This is a genomic window from Bifidobacterium sp. LH_449 (assembly GCF_056356755.1).
Genome location: NZ_JBKEUV010000002.1, coordinates 260,934 through 276,491 on the forward strand (window position 1 = coordinate 260,934; position 15,558 = coordinate 276,491).

The following is a 15,558-nucleotide window of genomic DNA, read 5'->3' on the forward strand; positions in this document are numbered from 1 at the left end:
CTGAAAAACCACGAAAATTACCGTCTTCCAGACTATCTGTTAACGAAGACAGTGGCGTTATGCCCGCAATGGCCGCGCCGCATCGATCGGACACTTCCGCGAACCCCATGGAGTCGATCGTTGGAGGAAACGGTCATTGACCGAAATCCTCGCCGTAATCGTTCGGATCGCCGTCGATGAATTCGCGTGCAGACATGCCGTTCGCGTTTCGGGACTCGTCAACCGCATCCTGCAGCAATTGCCGAACGGCGAAGCCGTCGATGACATTCGTCAAACGTATGATGCCGTCCTGCGAGGAACGGTCATGCGTGTTCAGGACCAAAGTCGACATGCCGAATATGCGCTGCAGAAGAGTGCGTTCGATGCTGATGTCGACGATGCGGAACAGTTTGACCAGATTGAAACGCTCGTTGAGGATGCCGCTTTTCACAGACAGTTCCTGATCGGTCAACGTGTATACGGTGAACGTGAACGGTGTGCGGCACCAGTTGCGCTTGCGCTGGCGCCACAGTATATTGCCATCTGCCAATGTGGACATTGCCTGTCCCTCCCGTCGTCTGATACGGAGATTTTCATTCCAGATTACCCGTCGGCGAAGCGGTTTTCGTTCATTCGCTTTCGGCGTGTGACGATCGCGGGCCCGCGGCATGCCGTCGATGGCAGCAAAAAGGTCGGCCGTGCATCGCAATGATGCGCGGCCGACCTTCATTCAATCGTCAGATCGGACGAATCGGTGAACCGTCGGTTCACTCGGCTTCGCCCTTGCCGACCTCGACGCGGGCGAAGGCCACTGCCTGGCCGCCCACTTCCTTGAACAGGTCGCCGATGGTCTTGGACGGGTCCTTGACGTAGGCCTGCTCCAGCAGCACGTTCTCCTTGTAGAAGGCGTTCAGACGGCCTTCGACGATCTTCGGAACGATCTTCTCCGGCTTGCCTTCGGCAAGGGACTTCTCGGTGGCGACGCGGGTTTCGGATTCGACGACATCGGCCGGAACGTCTTCGCGGGTCAGCCACTGGGCGCCCATTGCGGAGATCTGCAGAGCGGCTTCATGGGCCACGGCGGCACCGGCTTCGTCGGTGGCGATCATGGCGACGATGCTCGGCGGCATTTCCGCGGACTTCTTGTGGGCGTAGACCTCGACATGCGGGCCTTCGACCTTGGCGAACTGGCCGACCTTGACATGCTCGCCGAACAGAGCGGCGGCTTCTTCGATGGCTTCCTTCACAGTGCCGTTCTCGGCGGCGGCTGCGAGCAGTTCGTCGGCGCTGTTGGCTTCGGCCTTGACGGCGTAGCCCAGCACTTCGTTGGCGAAATCGACGAACTTCGGGGTCTTGGCCACGAAGTCGGTCTCGGAGTTCAGTTCGACGGCGTAACCGGTCTGGCCGGCTGCGGACTCGACGACGGTGGAGGCGATGGTGCCTTCCTGAGCCTTGCGGCCTTCACGCTTGCCGGCGGCCTGGATGCCCTTGGCGCGGATGATTTCCTTGGCGCGTGCGACGTCGCCTTCGGCTTCGGTCAGAGCCTTCTTCACGTCCATCATGCCGGCGCCGGTCTCTTCGCGCACCTGCTTGATCAGAGCTGCAGTGATTGCTGCCATTGGTTTGTCTCCTCTAAAGAATCTACTTATCCCAGACAGATGGGAGGCTTGTCACCTCCCATCGTATCCAAGGTCTCACTCAGCCTTGGCTTCGCCTTCGGCTTCAGCGGCCGGAGCGCCTTCCGTCAGCAGCTCCTTCTCCCAAGCGGCCATCGGCTGCTCGGTTTCGCCTTCGGCCTTGGCGCCCTTGCCGGAACGTTCCAGCAGGCCCTCGGCCACTGCGTCAGCCATGAGGCTGGTCAGCAGTTCGATGCCGCGGATGGCGTCATCGTTGGCCGCGATCGGGTATTCGACGGCTTCCGGATCGGCGTTGGTGTCGACCAGGGCGATGACCGGGATGCCCAGCTTGTGGGCTTCTTCAACGGCCAGGGCTTCCTTGTTGATGTCGACGACGAACATCGCGGAAGGGGTGCGGGTCATGTTGCGGATGCCGCCCAGCTGCTTGGCCAGCTTGTCCTTTTCGCGCTCGAGGAGCAGCAGCTCCTTCTTGGTCAGGCCGGAGCCACGGACATCGCTGAAGTCCATCTCTTCGAGTTCCTTCAGACGGTTCACGCGCTTGGACACGGTCTGGAAGTTGGTCAGCATGCCGCCGAGCCAGCGCTCGGAGACATACGGCATGTTCACGCGGGTGGCCTGAGCGGACACGGCTTCCTGGGCCTGCTTCTTGGTGCCGACGAACAGCACGGTGCCGTTGTGGGCGACGGTGGCCTTGATGAAGTCATAAGCCTTGTCGATCTGCTCAAGGGACTTGAACAGGTTGATGATGTGGATGCCGTTGCGCTGGGTGAGGATGAACTGCTTCATCTTCGGGTTCCAGCGGCGGGTCTGGTGGCCGAAGTGCAGGCCGGCCTTCAGCATATCGCTCATATTGATCTGAGCCATGGTATCGCTACCTCTTTCTTGTCGGTTCTTGCCTGGCCATGCGTACCTGCGTGCAGTCCATCCGTACGGGATGTGACCGACCGACACAGGTCGTCGCGAGCATGGCGCGAATTTTGTGCGTCGGTTGACGATAATGGTTGGCTTCGAACGGTTGCGACTCCGTTTTCCACCGGGGTGACACACAAGCCTCTACGATAGCATATGGCCCTGCCATATCGCATCCGATAACGGCGGGGCCACGGTATCGCCTTATTAGGGGACGGATCAGCGACCGGAACGCATCATGCGCATCGCGGCGCGGCGTTCTTCCTTCTCCAGACGGTCAAGGTAGACATGGCCGTCCAGATGGTCGCATTCATGCTGCAGCATGCGGCCCATCAGGCCGGAGCCTTCAAGTACGACTTCCCTGCCTTCCAGATCGATGCCGCGCACGCGGGCGTAGTCGGCCCGACGGGTCTTGTACCACAGTCCGGGCACGGACAGGCAGCCTTCATCACCGTACTGTTCGCCGCTTTTCTCTTCCAGCACCGGATTGAGCACATAGCCGGTCTTGCCGTCGATGTTGTAGGAGAACGCACGCAGGTTGACGCCGATCTGATTGGCCGACAGGCCCGCACGCCCCGGATCGTCCACCGTATCCAGCAGATCCCGCACCAGACGCTCCACCGCCGGCGTGATCTTGGTGATCGGATCGCACGGGGTGCGCAGAACGGGATCCGGTACGACGCGAATCTCACGAATTGCCACTGTTTTTCTCCTCACTGCTGTTCCAGACGCGGCGCCGCGGCGTCGGTCGCATCCGATTCGTCTTCATCGGATTGCTTCTTGATTTTCTCCTGCATGCTGTCAAGCGCATGACGGACCTTGGGCGTGACGCTTTCGGACGCCTGCTTGACGTTTTCCGAAGCCTGCTGCAGCCGCTCCGCGGTCTTGTCGAGCAGCTGCACGGTTTTGGGCAGCGGCTTGGCGGGATCCTTCGGCGCGTACAGCACGTTTTCGATCACATCGGCATAGCGTTGCAGCACCTTAGGACGAACCATCTTCATGCTGGCCGTCAACGTTCCCTCGTCCTGAGTGAATTCGTCGCCGAGCACGACGAACTTCCTCACCGATTCCGCACGGGAGACCGTCGCGTTGGCCTTGTCGACGTATTGCTGGATGAACGCGCGCAACGCATCGTTCTGCGCCGCCTCCTGCATCGGCATCCGCGAGTCCAGTCCCTGATTGGACAGCCACGAACGCGTCATTTCCGGGTCGAGTTCGATCAGCGCCGCGATGAACGGCTTGTCGTCGCCCACGACGACCGTATGCGATACGACCGGGCATGTGTTGATGATGTCTTCCATCGGAGCCGGGCTGACGTTTTTGCCGCCTGCGGTGATGATGATGTCCTTCTTGCGGCCGGTGATGTAGACGAATCCATCGTCGTCGAGGCTCGCCAGATCACCGGTGTGCAGCCATCCGTCCGCCGTTTTGACCTCATCGGTCATCTGCGGATTGCGGTAATAGCCGAGGAACACATTGGGGCCGCGCACCAGCAATTCATCGTCGTCGGCGAGCTTCGCGCCCATGCCCGGACCGGGCTTGCCGACGGAGCCGACCCGATTGTCGTCCTGCCAGTTGACCACCATCGGAGCGGCGGTTTCGGTCATGCCATAGCCCTGGATGAAGGTGATGTCGTCCATGCCGTTGAAGAAATGCGCCAGGTCCACGTTCAGCGGAGCCCCTCCGCATGCGAGATAATGCAGGTTGGGACCGAGCGCGGAGCGGATGGACTTGCCGACCGTTTTCATGAAGAACATATGCAGCAGACGCTCCTGGAACGGATGGCGCACACCGTTCTGCCCATCCTTCGACCATCGCACGAAATGATCCACCGCCTTGGCGAAGACACGTCCCTGCAAGCCTGCGCCCGCTTTCTGGGAGGCGGCGTTATAGACCTTTTCGAACACGCGAGGCACGCCAAGCAGATATGTGGGTTTGAAGCTGCGCAGGTCGGCCAACAGGTGCTTGGCGCTGGGGACATAGCCGATCACGCCGTGCCCGCCGATGGCGACGTACTGAATATAGCGTGCGAAGCAATGCGCCAACGGCAGGAACAGCAGCAGACGATTCGGCTGATACAGCATTTCGTCGAGGATCTCGTAACCGTTGAGCACGATATGGGTGAAATTACGGTTCGACAGCATCGCGCCCTTCGGGCGTCCGGTGGATCCCGATGTGTACACGATCGTCAGCATGTCGTCGGCATGAACGGCGCCGATCGCCGCATCGAGCTCCGCCGTAGCCACGGAATGGCCGAAATCGGCGACGGCGTCCAGGCCGTCGGCCTGGAAATTGAATACGTATTTCAGACCTGGATGGTCGTCGCGAATCTGTTCCAGCGTCTGCGCATGCGCGGCGTCCCCCGCGAAGGCGATCACCGGGTCGATTTCGTCGATGATCGAATCGGCCTGGGCCGGGGAATCGGTTTCGTAGATCGGCACGCTGACCGCGCCGATGGCGGCGCATGCGAAATCGACGACGCCCCACTCGTAGCATGTGGCCGAATAGATGACGACCATGTTGCCGGCCTTCACCCCAAGGCCGAGCAGCCCCCTGGCGACGTCCTGCACGCGTCGGAGCATCTCCTGCGCGGTCACCGTATGCCATTGGGCCCGTTCGTCCCGCCACTGGGCGATGGGATCGTTCGGCGCGCTTTCGGCGCGCTTGGCCAGCAAAGAGTAGACCGTATCGTTTTCGGTGGTCTCATATCCAGGATCTGGTATGTATTCTCTCAACGTCATAGGTCCAACTATAGCCCGGCGCGTCGCCTCGCACGCCGGCGCCGGTATGCCGGCGCGACGTCCGTGCCGGCGCGACGTCCGGCCCTATCCGACATCGGCGAACGTGCACATCCACCGGCTTCCTATGCGTTTGAACACGATGTTCGCCCAGTACTCGTCCGGGCCGATGGATAGGTACACCGTCATTTCCAGCGTGCTGGCGCTGACCAGCATGCCGTGGATCAGATGCGGGATGACCGGCAGATAGTGCAGCCTCACCTTAAGGTCGGGGCGTTCCCGCATTTCCGTATCCATCAGATAGGTCATCGTTTCCAGCCTTTTGACGCATGGCGCGGTCATCACCTGCGTGATGCGGCCGAACTGCATGCGCCCTCGCACGATATCGGTCGTATTGCACGCCATACGGCAGGTGCTCAGCATCAATGCGCGGCAGTCTTCAGGATTCCAGTCGCTTTCGAAGCAGCAGGCGACATGGTACGGCACCGGCTCCTTGGACAATTCCACGACGATGAAACCGTCATAGCAGGGCAACTGGCGTCTGGTCGTCGAAAGGAAGGGCACGCGAAAGCCCGTTTCCTCATCCGGCTTGATCAATATATCGTCGATCCGATCCTCGGAATATCCGTTCGCCATCACTGTCTCCTTAACTCTCTTCATGCCAGCATTGACATATCGCACGTCATTGTAAACGTGCATGATTCCAGTAATACGAAAAGGAGCGCCTATCGTCAAACACGAAAGACGCTCCTGTGGATAAGTGGAAAACTCGATTATGCGAATCGGCCGTCACACGCGGCGACGAATCCCGACGAACCCATTGAAAGCAGCTGTTTTCAGCGGTTATACGGAGTCACCGCAACACCGCAGCGCTGGAAGCTCTTGATGTCCACATAGCCGGTGGACGCCATGGCCCGACGCAGCGCTCCGATGAAATTCGTCGTACCGTCGGCCATGTGGCTTGGTCCGAACAGAATCTCCTGCAGCGAGGCGACCGTGCCGACATCCGTGCGGAAGCCACGCGGCAACGTCTGATGGCGCGCTTCGGCCCCCCAATGCTTGCCATGTCCGGGCGCCTCCGTGGCGCGGGCCAGCGGAACGCCCAACATCACGGCGTCCGCGCCCAAAGCCAAAGCCTTGATGAAGTTGCCTGACGTGCCCATGCCGCCATCGGCGATGACCTGCACGTAACGGCCGCCGGATTCGTCCATGTAATCGCGACGAGCTTCGGCCACATCGGCGATGGCCGTCGCCATCGGGGCGTGCACGCCGAGCGTGGCGCGCGTGGCGGACACGGCACCGCCGCCGAAGCCGACCAGCACGCCGGCGGCGCCGGTGCGCATCAGATGCAGGGCGGCCGTATAGTTCGCGGCGCCGCCGACGATGACAGGCACATCGAGGTCGTAGATGAACCTCTTCAGATTCAACGGCTCATGGTCGGTGGAGACATGTTCCGCGGACACCACCGTGCCTCGGATGACGAACAGGTCGACGCCGGCGTCGACGACCGTCGAATAGAACTGCTGCGTACGCTGCGGCGACAACGCACCGGCAACGGTCACGCCGGCGTCGCGGATCTCATGCAGACGCTGCGTGATCAGCTCCGGCCTGATCGGCTCCGCATAGATCTCCTGAATGCGACGGGTGGCCTCCTCGCTCGGCAGCTGGGCGATTTCGTCCAGCATCGGCTGGGGATCCTCATAACGCGTCCACACGCCTTCCAGATCCAGCACGCCCAACGCGCCCATACGGCCCATCGCGATGGCCGTTGCCGGACTCGTCACCGAATCCATAGGCGCCGCGATCACCGGCACATCGAACTCATAGGCATCGACCTGCCAATTGGTGCGCACGTCCTGCGGGTCGCGCGTACGGCGTGAGGGGACGATGGAAACATCATCCAAGGAGTAGGCCATACGACCCTTTTTACCCAAACCGATTTCAATTTCCTGAGACATGCCTTCAAGGCTAATGCCGAGTGATGACAGCGGATGGCGACGCCGCCCTCCGCGTCGGAGACGATTTTGGACAAATGCCGCTGGACGAAACAATCATCCGCTAATACTTGAAGCCGGTAATCTTCAAAAAACGCGAGGAGTGCATTCCATGGCCAAAATCAAAGTCGAGGGCAAGGTCGTCGAGCTCGACGGCGACGAGATGACGCGCGTCATCTGGAAAGACATCAAGGACCGCCTGATCCTGCCGTATCTCGACGTGGATCTCGAATACTATGATCTGGGCATCGAAAACCGCGACGCCACCGACGATCAGGTCACGATCGACGCCGCCGAAGCCATCAAGCGAGAACATGTCGGCGTCAAATGCGCGACGATCACGCCCGACGAGGCCCGTGTGGAGGAATTCGGCCTCAAGCGCATGTGGAAGTCCCCCAATGGCACGATCCGCAACATTCTGGGCGGCACCATCTTCCGCGAGCCGATCGTGATCTCCAACATCCCGCGTCTGGTTCCCGGCTGGACCAAGCCGATCGTCGTCGCCCGCCACGCATTCGGCGACCAGTACAAGGCGACGGATTTCAAGGTCCCCTCGGCAGGACGCCTGACCATCACCTTCCAGCCGGAAGACGGCGGCGAGCCGATCGAACACGTCGTATTCGACTATCCCGGCGCCGGCGTGGCCCAAGTGCAGTACAACCTGGACGAGTCCATCCGCGGATTCGCGCGCGCCTGCTTCAACTACGGCCTGCTGCGCGGATACCCTGTATATCTGTCCACCAAGAACACGATCCTGAAGGCGTATGACGGCCGTTTCAAGGACATCTTCGCCGAGGTCTTCGAAACCGAATACAAGGCGCAATACGAAGAAGCCGGACTGACGTACGAGCATCGTCTGATCGACGACATGGTCGCCAGCTCGCTCAAATGGCATGGCGGCTATGTGTGGGCCTGCAAGAACTATGACGGCGACGTGCAGTCCGACACCGTCGCGCAGGGCTTCGGATCCCTTGGCCTGATGACCTCCGTGCTGATGACGCCGGACGGCCGGACCGTCGAGGCCGAGGCCGCGCACGGCACGGTGACACGCCATTATCGCCGCTGGCAGAAGGGCGAGAAGACCTCCACGAATCCGATCGCCTCGATCTACGCCTGGACCGGCGGCCTGCGTCACCGCGCAAAGCTCGATGGCACACCGGAAGTGGCGCATTTCGCCGACACCTTGGAAAAGACCATCATCGAAACCGTTGAATCCGGTGTGATGACCAAGGATCTGGCCATGCTGATCGGACCGGACCAGCCGTGGCGGGATACCGAGGGCTTCATGAACGCCTTGGACGAAGGACTGGCACGCCGCCTGAACGCCTGAACCCGTTTCGGCATTCGTCAAAACAGCCGGCATACAGACGCAAAAAGGCCCGACAATCGCGTTCCACACGCAGGAATCGGGCCTTTTGCCATGTCCGCTACTACAATCGGTCTGCATCCGATGTCCATACACTTACAGCAGAGGTCGATAATGGCATTGCACAACGCGGCGACATTCAGACGATTGATTGCGTTAATCGTTGGCATGGGTCTGATCACGGCATCTGGTGCCTGCCGGAATCCGAATGACGCGTCCATCGGCGACGATGGGCAGGCATCGACTTCCTCCGAAGGCAAGCAGCATGGCGAAGTCGCGATTTTCATGCCTTCGGATGGTCTCACTTTCTCTCAGCACACTCCCATCAACAGATGGGATACGTTTACGTCCGAACTGACGGCGGCGCTGGAGGCCGGCGGCGTCAAACGGGCTTCCATCAGCGCGCACACCGATGATTCGTTGGAGAAGCAGAGCCAGACGATTCAGGATTACGTCGTCGAACGCATGGCCGACGAGACGCGGCAGGACAAGGGCGACGCGCAGGACGGCGACGGCGCACGGACGGACGATGTGACATTGGTGGTGACGCCCGTGTATGAAGCCGATGATGCGGCGCAGCAGTACGGCGATTGCGTCGGTCGCCATATCGATTGGGATTCCGCCGACGATGAGCCCGACGGCGATGCGCAAGACGGCGACGGCGCCGCGGATTCGGGCGATGCGGGCGCCGCCGACGGAACAGCATCGGATGACGACGCATCCGCAAACGGCGCCTCCGATGACGACGACTATGCGGATGCGGCCTCGCGCCTGGTATCCGCCCTGAATCTGGCTCAGAATTCAGGCATGCACGTCGTTCTGGTGTCCAACACCATCGACGGTTTCGTTCCGGACGCATTCGTCGAATTGTCCACACCGCAGCAGGTCGGCACGCTGCAGGCCGAACAGCTGGTCAGCAAGCTCGCCTTGGACAAGGCCAGCAGGGATAATCCCAAATCGATCGAAGTGCTGCTCCCCTACAGCGGAGACGAAGAGACCGATCTGGATTCGGATACGTTCGCGCAGGAGGCTTTCCACGGCATCTGGCAAGTATTGCAACCGTATTTCGCCGACGGGAGGGCGTACAGCCCTTCCGGACTGTTGGACGCGGACAGCACCGATGAGGATTGGCGTTCCGTCGTCTTCGATGCGACCGATTCCGCTGCTGTGGAGCGAGAGCTCGGCATCAGACTTGACGCCGACGCCGAAGGCAGAACCTCCCATACCGCGATCGACGGAGTCATCGCATTGAACGACTACGTGGCCGATGGCGTGATCGACGCGCTGCATGACATGGGATATGTCGGCTCCTCCGCGGACATCAACCCTTCCATCAGCATTTCCGGCATCGTCGACAACATCACCGGCAAGCCCGATCTCAATAAATCCGCCGTCCCCGATCCGATCAAAGCACCGGCCGACGGCGACGACGCGGGCGGAGCCGATTCCGGGGCCTCCGGCATCGGCTCCGACGAGCAGGATGACGCCAATGCGCAATGGCCCATCGTCACCGGCTACGGCGCATATCTCGACTCCATGCCGGACATCGTCAACGGCAATCTGTGGATGACCGCATTGGAGGACCGCAAGCAGATCGCCGACGACACCGCGCAAACCTGCATGTCGTTGAATAACGGGATCCCGCTGGAGGGCCTGCCGTTTATCGGCAAAACAACCGTCAACGGCAGGAAGAACGTGGCTCTCGTTTCCGAAGATCCGCTGACGGTCAGCGCGTCCAATCTTAAAGACGCATTGATCGAACCCGGATATATTTCGCTGGCCGACGCCGGATTGTAGCAGGGCGGATCAGGGCAGGCGTATGACGACTGTGGGCGGCATCGGATGATTCGATGCCGCCCACAGTCGTCATACGCCTCTACAGCGTGGCCGCACTTGCATCAGCGCTTCGCCGGCGTATAGATCACATTGTCGATCAGACTGCGATAATGCTCGTTCACCGCCTGGCGGCGGGCCTTCATGCTTGGGGTGACCAGACCGTTCTCTTCGGTGAATTCATCGGCGACGATTTCGAATTTGCGGATCGATTCGGCGCGGGACACCAGCTCGTTGGCCTTGTTCACCGCACGGTCGACCTCTGCGCGAACGATCGGGCTCTTTGCCGCTTCCTCCAAAGAAGACAGGGTTTCGGCACCTTGCGCGGTGAGCCACAGATTCGTTTCGGCAAGATCCAAGGAGATGATCGCCGCGATGAACGGCTTTCGGTCGCCGATGACGACGCACTGGCTGACCACCGGCGAGGTCATGATCGACGCTTCCATGGCTCCAGGCGACACGTTCTTGCCGCCTGCGGTGATGATCAGGTCCTTCTTGCGTCCGGTGATGGTGACGAAACCGTCCTCGTCCAGCGAGCCCAGGTCGCCGGTGTGCAGCCATCCGTCAACGATCTGTGATTGCGTGGTCTCAGGATGGTTGTGATAGCCGACGCAGACCGCGGCGCTCTTGATGCACAGTTCGCCGTCTTCGTCGACACCCATGGACACGCCTTGCAGGGGCAGGCCGATGGTGCCGATCTTGTATCCTTCCGTCGGATTCACACATGCCGGCGCACAGGTTTCGGTCATGCCGTAGCCTTCCAGCAGCGGCAGGCCCACGCCGTTGAAGAAGTGGGCGATGGAGGCATCGAGAGGAGCGCCGCCGGAAACCGCGTATTCCACGCTGCCGCCGAATACCTCCATGATGCTCGAATACACCAGCTTGTCGTACAGGGCATGCTTGATCTTCAGCATTGCGGGGATGCCGTCACCGGACTGCTGCGCATACGACCAGTCGCGGGCGACCTGCGTGGCTCCGGCGAAGATGCGTCCCTTGAGGCCGGTGCCGGCCTTCTGGGATGCGGCGTTGTAGATCTTTTCGAAAATCCTCGGCACGGCCAGGATGAAGGTCGGTTTGAACGCGGCGAAATCCGCCAGAATGGTTTTGAGATTGCTGGACAGGCCCAGCGTCACATTGCCCGCGAAGCAGAAGAACTGCATGTAGCGGGCGAAAACGTGCGCGAGCGGCAGGAACAGCAGCAGACGGCGATTCGGCTTCAACGCGATGTCCGGCATGGACTGGACGCCGGAATACGTGATGAAGATGAAGTTGCCGTGGCTCAGCTCAATGCCTTTCGGCGTTCCCGTGGAGCCGGACGTGTATACGATGGTCGCCAGGTCGGTACCGCGCACGGATTTTTCACGCTCGTAGAATTCCGCGTCGCTTACGCTCTTGCCGTATTCGATAAGGGTGTCGATGGCGTCCAGCTGAATGACATAGACGTCGCCGAGCGACGGGCAGTCCTCACGGATCAGTTCGATCTTGTCTCGTTGGGCGTCATCTTCGGCGAACGCCATCACGACGGAGGCATCGTTGAAGATCATTTTGATCTGCGCCGGCGAATTCGTCTCGTACACGGGCACGGTCAATGCGCCGATGGACATGATGGCCATGTCCAAGGCGGTCCACTGCCAGCAGGTGTGCGCGATCACCGAGACGGAATCGCCGGGCATGATGCCCCGTGCGATCAGGCCTTTGGCGATGGCGATGACCTTGTCGTGGAATTCGGCGGCGCTGAAGGACCGCCACGCGCCATGCGCGTCCTTATATTCGACCAGGGGACCGTCCGGCGAGCGCTGCGCTCGTTCTTCGAGGATGGAGAACAGGTTGTTGTCGGTGTCGATGGAGTGTTCCAGTGGACGCGTGTATTCGTTGCGCATATGCTGCTCCTTCATTGTGTTCACGTCGGCGTCGGCAGATGGCGGGCGACGTGTTGCTATGCGGGATTATAGGCATGCACGGGTTGGGTTTTCCGGACATACACGCTTATGGCGCAGCGGTTTGGCGTGGCTTGCGGTGCAGCCGCGTGGTTCATGGGCTGTCTGTGGTCGGTTTGAGCGCTATGCGTTGTGGTGTGGCGAGCGTTTCCGGGTTGAGGTATTGGTCGGCTGCCTGTTTGACGCCCCAGTGCAGGCAGGTGTCGCCGCAATGGTCTGAGAGGCCTTCGACTTGTGCGATGTGTTGGCCTCGCGTGACGGCGGCTCCGGTTTGCAGTCGTGTGACGGCCGGTTCGAATGTTGAGGTGGTGTTGCCGTGTTTGATGCTGACGACTGATTTTCCTGCGACTTTTCCCGCGAAGGAGATGATGCCGTCGTCTGGGGCGTAGATGGCGTCGTCGGGGCTGGTTTTGAGGTCCATTCCCCTGTGCCCGGCCAGCCATGGTTGTTCCGGCCCGTCGAATGCGCGTGTTATGCGCGGTGTGGATACGGGCCATGCGAGTGTTGCCTTGCAGCCTCTGTTTTCGCTGGATGTGGCCGCCCATGTGGTTGTCGCGGCGGATGGGATGATGGCCGTTGCCGTCAGCATGCCGACGAGTATCAGGCAGATTGCGGCCAGTGTCTGCAGGCTGCGCCTATTGCGTTGTCTTCGTTCTTGCTGCCTGTACTGGTATGTTCTGCGGCGGCGTGTGGTTTCGTCCACGTTCAGCTCCTTTGCCGGACTGTTTGCGGTCGGCCCCGTCACACGCTTCTATCATGCGGGTCGTTGTTGTCCGCGTCCAGTCGGACTGGCTATTGTGGACGGATGGACGAAGTTATCCACAGGCTTCGGGAGTGTCGCGGGATGTGTGCGGGAGTTGCATATGTTTGACAATACGTCCGACCGTAAGGCGTTGCAGGCGCTTGAGGGTGAGGATATGCAGGAGCAGATCATGTATTACAGCAAACCGTTCATGGTGCTGTGGGCGGCGGTCCAGGAGGCTGCGAGCGAGGTCGCCGAGGATTACGGGCTTTCGTCTGAATTGAGTCAGGTGTGGGTCGCGGAGAGGCTGCGTCAGGTTTCCGACTCCTTGGTGGATCGTTTGGCGGAGAATGCCGTGAATCATGGTGCGAGCAAGTCCAATGTCGCCCGCGCCGCGGACGCGAGTCCCGCCAATGCGCTTCGTCGTTTCCCTCGCCTTCGTAAGAACGGTGATCATGGGCGTCTGCTTATCGACGATATTTTGGATACGTTGGAATAATCGGACGCCGGTCTGCGGGGAGGATACGCAAAGGCCGCCGGCATCCGATCAACAGATCCGTGATGGATCGGTTTCGGATGCGGCGGCCTTGCGATCGTGGCCGTGGATATTCGCTTCTCGGCCTATGCCTTCGTCACCGCGTCAATGCAGGCGATGGCGTTCAACGTGCGGGGGAAGCCAATCAGCGGCAGGCATTGGATCATGGCCGCGATCAGCATTTCACGGGTGTTGCCCACGCTGATGTTCGCCCCTGCATGCGCCTTCGCCTGTGGCTCGCAGCCGCCGAGACAGCAGATCGCGCAGAACGTGACCAGTTCGCGCATGCGCACGTCCAGAACGGTCCTCGTGTAGAAGTCGCCGAAACAGTAGGCGGACAGATGGTCCTGCATCGTCTTCAACTCCTCCGGGGCGGCTTCGCGCATGCCGTTGATGTTGTCCGCGCCGAAAATGCCCTGCTGCACCGCGAGACCGTCCACGAAACGCGTGTCTTCCGTCACCGTGCCGCGAGGCTGCGGATCTTCCTCGACGCCGGCCTGTCGGAACGCCTTGTTCGCTTCCGTCAATGCGCACCGCACTTTTTCCAAACCGATGTATGGCGCGCACTGGTACAGCGCCTCCTTGATCTCCTCCGGCTTGGCCCCCACTTTCAACGCGGCCAGCGTGTAGGAGGCGATCGAAGCGGTCGTCTGGCAGGCGGTCAACGACACCAGCATGATCAGCGCCTTCTGGACGTCGCTGAGCACCGATTCGCCCAACACTTCCCCGCACAGAAAACGCTGCGCGATCCGCTGGAATTCCGGGTCGGCCGTGCAGTCGCCGAAAGCGTTGCCGTCGAACCATCGTTCGTTGTTCTGTTGCGCGATTTCTTCCCTATTCATCGCTGAGCCTCCCATCAAATAGAATTCGCCCGTTTCAGTCGGACAGGGTGTTGTAGTATTCGTCTTCCACCGGTTCAAGCCACTCATTGCTGGCGTCGGTGCCGGGAATCATGAAGGCGATGTGGGAGAACCAGCTGTCCGCCTTGGCGCCGTGCCAATGCTTCGCGTTGGCCGGCACGACGACGACCGTTCCCGGCGTCATGCTGACCGGCTTCTCCCCTTCGATCTGGCACCAGCCTTCACCGGCCGTGCAGATCAGCACCTGGCCGCCGCCGGTCGTCGCATGGTGGATATGCCAGTTGTTGCGGCATCCCGGCTCAAACGTCACATTGGAGATGGGCAGGGAGCAGGTATCCGGCGTAAGGGCGTTCAGATACGAATTGCCGATGAAATATTGGGCGTATCCCGTATTGGGCATGCCTTGGCCGAACACGTTTTCCTTGTCGAACTCCTCTTTATCGACGGTCTTCATAATATGCATCTCCTTTTGGCGACGTGGAATCAATTCCACGACAGAGGCTACAATGTAAACCTCACTTTAAGTCAAGATAGCTTTCGAAACACGGGAAAAGGAAACGCATCATGGCCTATACGATCGGCGAAATGGCGCAGCTGATGGGCATTACGGCATCCACGCTCCGCTACTACGACAAGGAGGGGCTCCTGCCGTTCGTCAAACGCTCCCCCGGCGGCAAACGCATATTCGACCAGACGGACTATGAATGGCTGCAGATCATCGAATGCCTGAAAAAGACCGGCATGCCGATCAAAGACATCAAGGAATACATCGACATGTCCCTGCAAGGCGACGACACCATCGAAGGCCGGCTTCATCTGATTCAGAAGCGTCGCGAAGCGGCGCAGGCGCAGATGGACGAGCTGCGGGCGATGATGGACGTGCTGGATTTCAAATGCTGGTTCTATGAGACCGCGCAACAGGCCGGCAGCGTCGAAGTCCCTACGAACATGCCGCTGGAGGAGATCCCGGAACGGTATCGCGGCGTATGGCACAAGCTCAAGTCGCTTCCCTCCAAGGATTGAAGGGA

The 15,558-nt window shown here is 60.4% G+C and carries 15 protein-coding genes; 4 read left to right on the top strand and 11 right to left on the bottom strand.

Features of this window, described 5'->3' with window-relative positions:
* Positions 1-133: 133 nt before the first annotated feature.
* The 7 genes from AC1AX7_RS02925 to AC1AX7_RS02955 all read right to left on the bottom strand — a co-directional run bounded on the left by AC1AX7_RS02925 (position 134) and on the right by AC1AX7_RS02955 (position 7,221).
* Positions 134-538, bottom strand: a complete 405-nt coding sequence (locus AC1AX7_RS02925) for a PH domain-containing protein (protein WP_476508605.1) — start codon at positions 536-538, stop codon at positions 134-136.
* 208 nt (positions 539-746) lie between these two features.
* Positions 747-1,598: a translation elongation factor Ts gene (gene tsf, locus AC1AX7_RS02930; RefSeq protein WP_476508606.1), complete on the bottom strand. Its 852-nt coding sequence runs from the start codon at positions 1,596-1,598 to the stop codon at positions 747-749.
* Between the two features lie 75 nt (positions 1,599-1,673).
* Entirely contained in the window at positions 1,674-2,480 is an 807-nt protein-coding gene (gene rpsB / locus AC1AX7_RS02935; RefSeq protein WP_476508607.1) for a 30S ribosomal protein S2, read from the bottom strand.
* A gap of 264 nt (positions 2,481-2,744) precedes the next feature.
* Positions 2,745-3,227, bottom strand: a complete 483-nt coding sequence (def, locus tag AC1AX7_RS02940) for a peptide deformylase (RefSeq protein ID WP_476508608.1) — start codon at positions 3,225-3,227, stop codon at positions 2,745-2,747.
* Between the two features lie 11 nt (positions 3,228-3,238).
* The gene (locus AC1AX7_RS02945; protein ID WP_476508609.1) at positions 3,239-5,266 is read right to left on the bottom strand and encodes an AMP-dependent synthetase/ligase; all 2,028 of its coding nucleotides are present in this window, start codon (positions 5,264-5,266) and stop codon (positions 3,239-3,241) included.
* 84 nt (positions 5,267-5,350) lie between these two features.
* Positions 5,351-5,899: a hypothetical protein gene (locus AC1AX7_RS02950; protein ID WP_476508610.1), complete on the bottom strand. Its 549-nt coding sequence runs from the start codon at positions 5,897-5,899 to the stop codon at positions 5,351-5,353.
* Between the two features lie 200 nt (positions 5,900-6,099).
* Entirely contained in the window at positions 6,100-7,221 is a 1,122-nt protein-coding gene (locus AC1AX7_RS02955) for a GuaB3 family IMP dehydrogenase-related protein (protein WP_476508611.1), read from the bottom strand.
* Between the two features lie 148 nt (positions 7,222-7,369).
* On the opposite strand from AC1AX7_RS02955, the gene AC1AX7_RS02960 reads away from it, so the two are divergent.
* A complete protein-coding gene (locus tag AC1AX7_RS02960; RefSeq protein ID WP_476508612.1) occupies positions 7,370-8,587 on the top strand; it encodes an NADP-dependent isocitrate dehydrogenase in 1,218 nt (405 codons plus the stop codon).
* A 150-nt stretch (positions 8,588-8,737) separates the two neighbouring features.
* The gene (locus tag AC1AX7_RS02965; RefSeq protein WP_476508613.1) at positions 8,738-10,420 is read left to right on the top strand and encodes a substrate-binding domain-containing protein; all 1,683 of its coding nucleotides are present in this window, start codon (positions 8,738-8,740) and stop codon (positions 10,418-10,420) included.
* Positions 10,421-10,521: 101 nt separating this feature from the next.
* Here AC1AX7_RS02965 and AC1AX7_RS02970 read toward each other — a convergent pair whose 3' ends face one another.
* Both AC1AX7_RS02970 and AC1AX7_RS02975 read right to left on the bottom strand, forming a co-directional pair.
* Positions 10,522-12,336: an AMP-dependent synthetase/ligase gene (locus AC1AX7_RS02970; protein ID WP_476508614.1), complete on the bottom strand. Its 1,815-nt coding sequence runs from the start codon at positions 12,334-12,336 to the stop codon at positions 10,522-10,524.
* A 151-nt stretch (positions 12,337-12,487) separates the two neighbouring features.
* The gene (locus AC1AX7_RS02975) at positions 12,488-13,096 is read right to left on the bottom strand and encodes a M23 family metallopeptidase (RefSeq protein ID WP_476508615.1); all 609 of its coding nucleotides are present in this window, start codon (positions 13,094-13,096) and stop codon (positions 12,488-12,490) included.
* A 160-nt stretch (positions 13,097-13,256) separates the two neighbouring features.
* On the opposite strand from AC1AX7_RS02975, the gene AC1AX7_RS02980 reads away from it, so the two are divergent.
* Entirely contained in the window at positions 13,257-13,634 is a 378-nt protein-coding gene (locus AC1AX7_RS02980) for a transcriptional regulator (RefSeq protein WP_476508616.1), read from the top strand.
* 122 nt (positions 13,635-13,756) lie between these two features.
* Here AC1AX7_RS02980 and AC1AX7_RS02985 read toward each other — a convergent pair whose 3' ends face one another.
* Positions 13,757-14,512 (bottom strand): carboxymuconolactone decarboxylase family protein, encoded by a 756-nt coding sequence (locus AC1AX7_RS02985; RefSeq protein ID WP_476508617.1) that lies wholly within the window; start codon positions 14,510-14,512, stop codon positions 13,757-13,759.
* A 34-nt stretch (positions 14,513-14,546) separates the two neighbouring features.
* Positions 14,547-14,984, bottom strand: coding sequence for a cupin domain-containing protein (locus tag AC1AX7_RS02990; RefSeq protein ID WP_476508618.1), 438 nt, complete (start codon positions 14,982-14,984; stop codon positions 14,547-14,549).
* Between the two features lie 110 nt (positions 14,985-15,094).
* On the opposite strand from AC1AX7_RS02990, the gene AC1AX7_RS02995 reads away from it, so the two are divergent.
* A complete protein-coding gene (locus AC1AX7_RS02995; protein ID WP_476508619.1) occupies positions 15,095-15,553 on the top strand; it encodes a MerR family transcriptional regulator in 459 nt (152 codons plus the stop codon).
* The last annotated feature ends 5 nt before the right edge of the window (positions 15,554-15,558 follow it).

Coding starts and splice junctions, on each gene's coding strand:
- rpsB (WP_476508607.1), bottom strand. CDS start 2,480: ATGGCTCAGATCAATATGAGCGATATGCTGAAGGCCGGCCTGCACTTC.
- AC1AX7_RS02945 (WP_476508609.1), bottom strand. CDS start 5,266: ATGACGTTGAGAGAATACATACCAGATCCTGGATATGAGACCACCGAA.
- AC1AX7_RS02925 (WP_476508605.1), bottom strand. CDS start 538: ATGTCCACATTGGCAGATGGCAATATACTGTGGCGCCAGCGCAAGCGC.
- AC1AX7_RS02985 (WP_476508617.1), bottom strand. CDS start 14,512: ATGAATAGGGAAGAAATCGCGCAACAGAACAACGAACGATGGTTCGAC.
- AC1AX7_RS02955 (WP_476508611.1), bottom strand. CDS start 7,221: ATGTCTCAGGAAATTGAAATCGGTTTGGGTAAAAAGGGTCGTATGGCC.
- AC1AX7_RS02995 (WP_476508619.1), top strand. CDS start 15,095: ATGGCCTATACGATCGGCGAAATGGCGCAGCTGATGGGCATTACGGCA.
- AC1AX7_RS02980 (WP_476508616.1), top strand. CDS start 13,257: ATGTTTGACAATACGTCCGACCGTAAGGCGTTGCAGGCGCTTGAGGGT.
- AC1AX7_RS02965 (WP_476508613.1), top strand. CDS start 8,738: ATGGCATTGCACAACGCGGCGACATTCAGACGATTGATTGCGTTAATC.
- tsf (WP_476508606.1), bottom strand. CDS start 1,598: ATGGCAGCAATCACTGCAGCTCTGATCAAGCAGGTGCGCGAAGAGACC.
- AC1AX7_RS02970 (WP_476508614.1), bottom strand. CDS start 12,336: ATGCGCAACGAATACACGCGTCCACTGGAACACTCCATCGACACCGAC.
- AC1AX7_RS02950 (WP_476508610.1), bottom strand. CDS start 5,899: ATGGCGAACGGATATTCCGAGGATCGGATCGACGATATATTGATCAAG.
- AC1AX7_RS02990 (WP_476508618.1), bottom strand. CDS start 14,984: ATGAAGACCGTCGATAAAGAGGAGTTCGACAAGGAAAACGTGTTCGGC.
- AC1AX7_RS02960 (WP_476508612.1), top strand. CDS start 7,370: ATGGCCAAAATCAAAGTCGAGGGCAAGGTCGTCGAGCTCGACGGCGAC.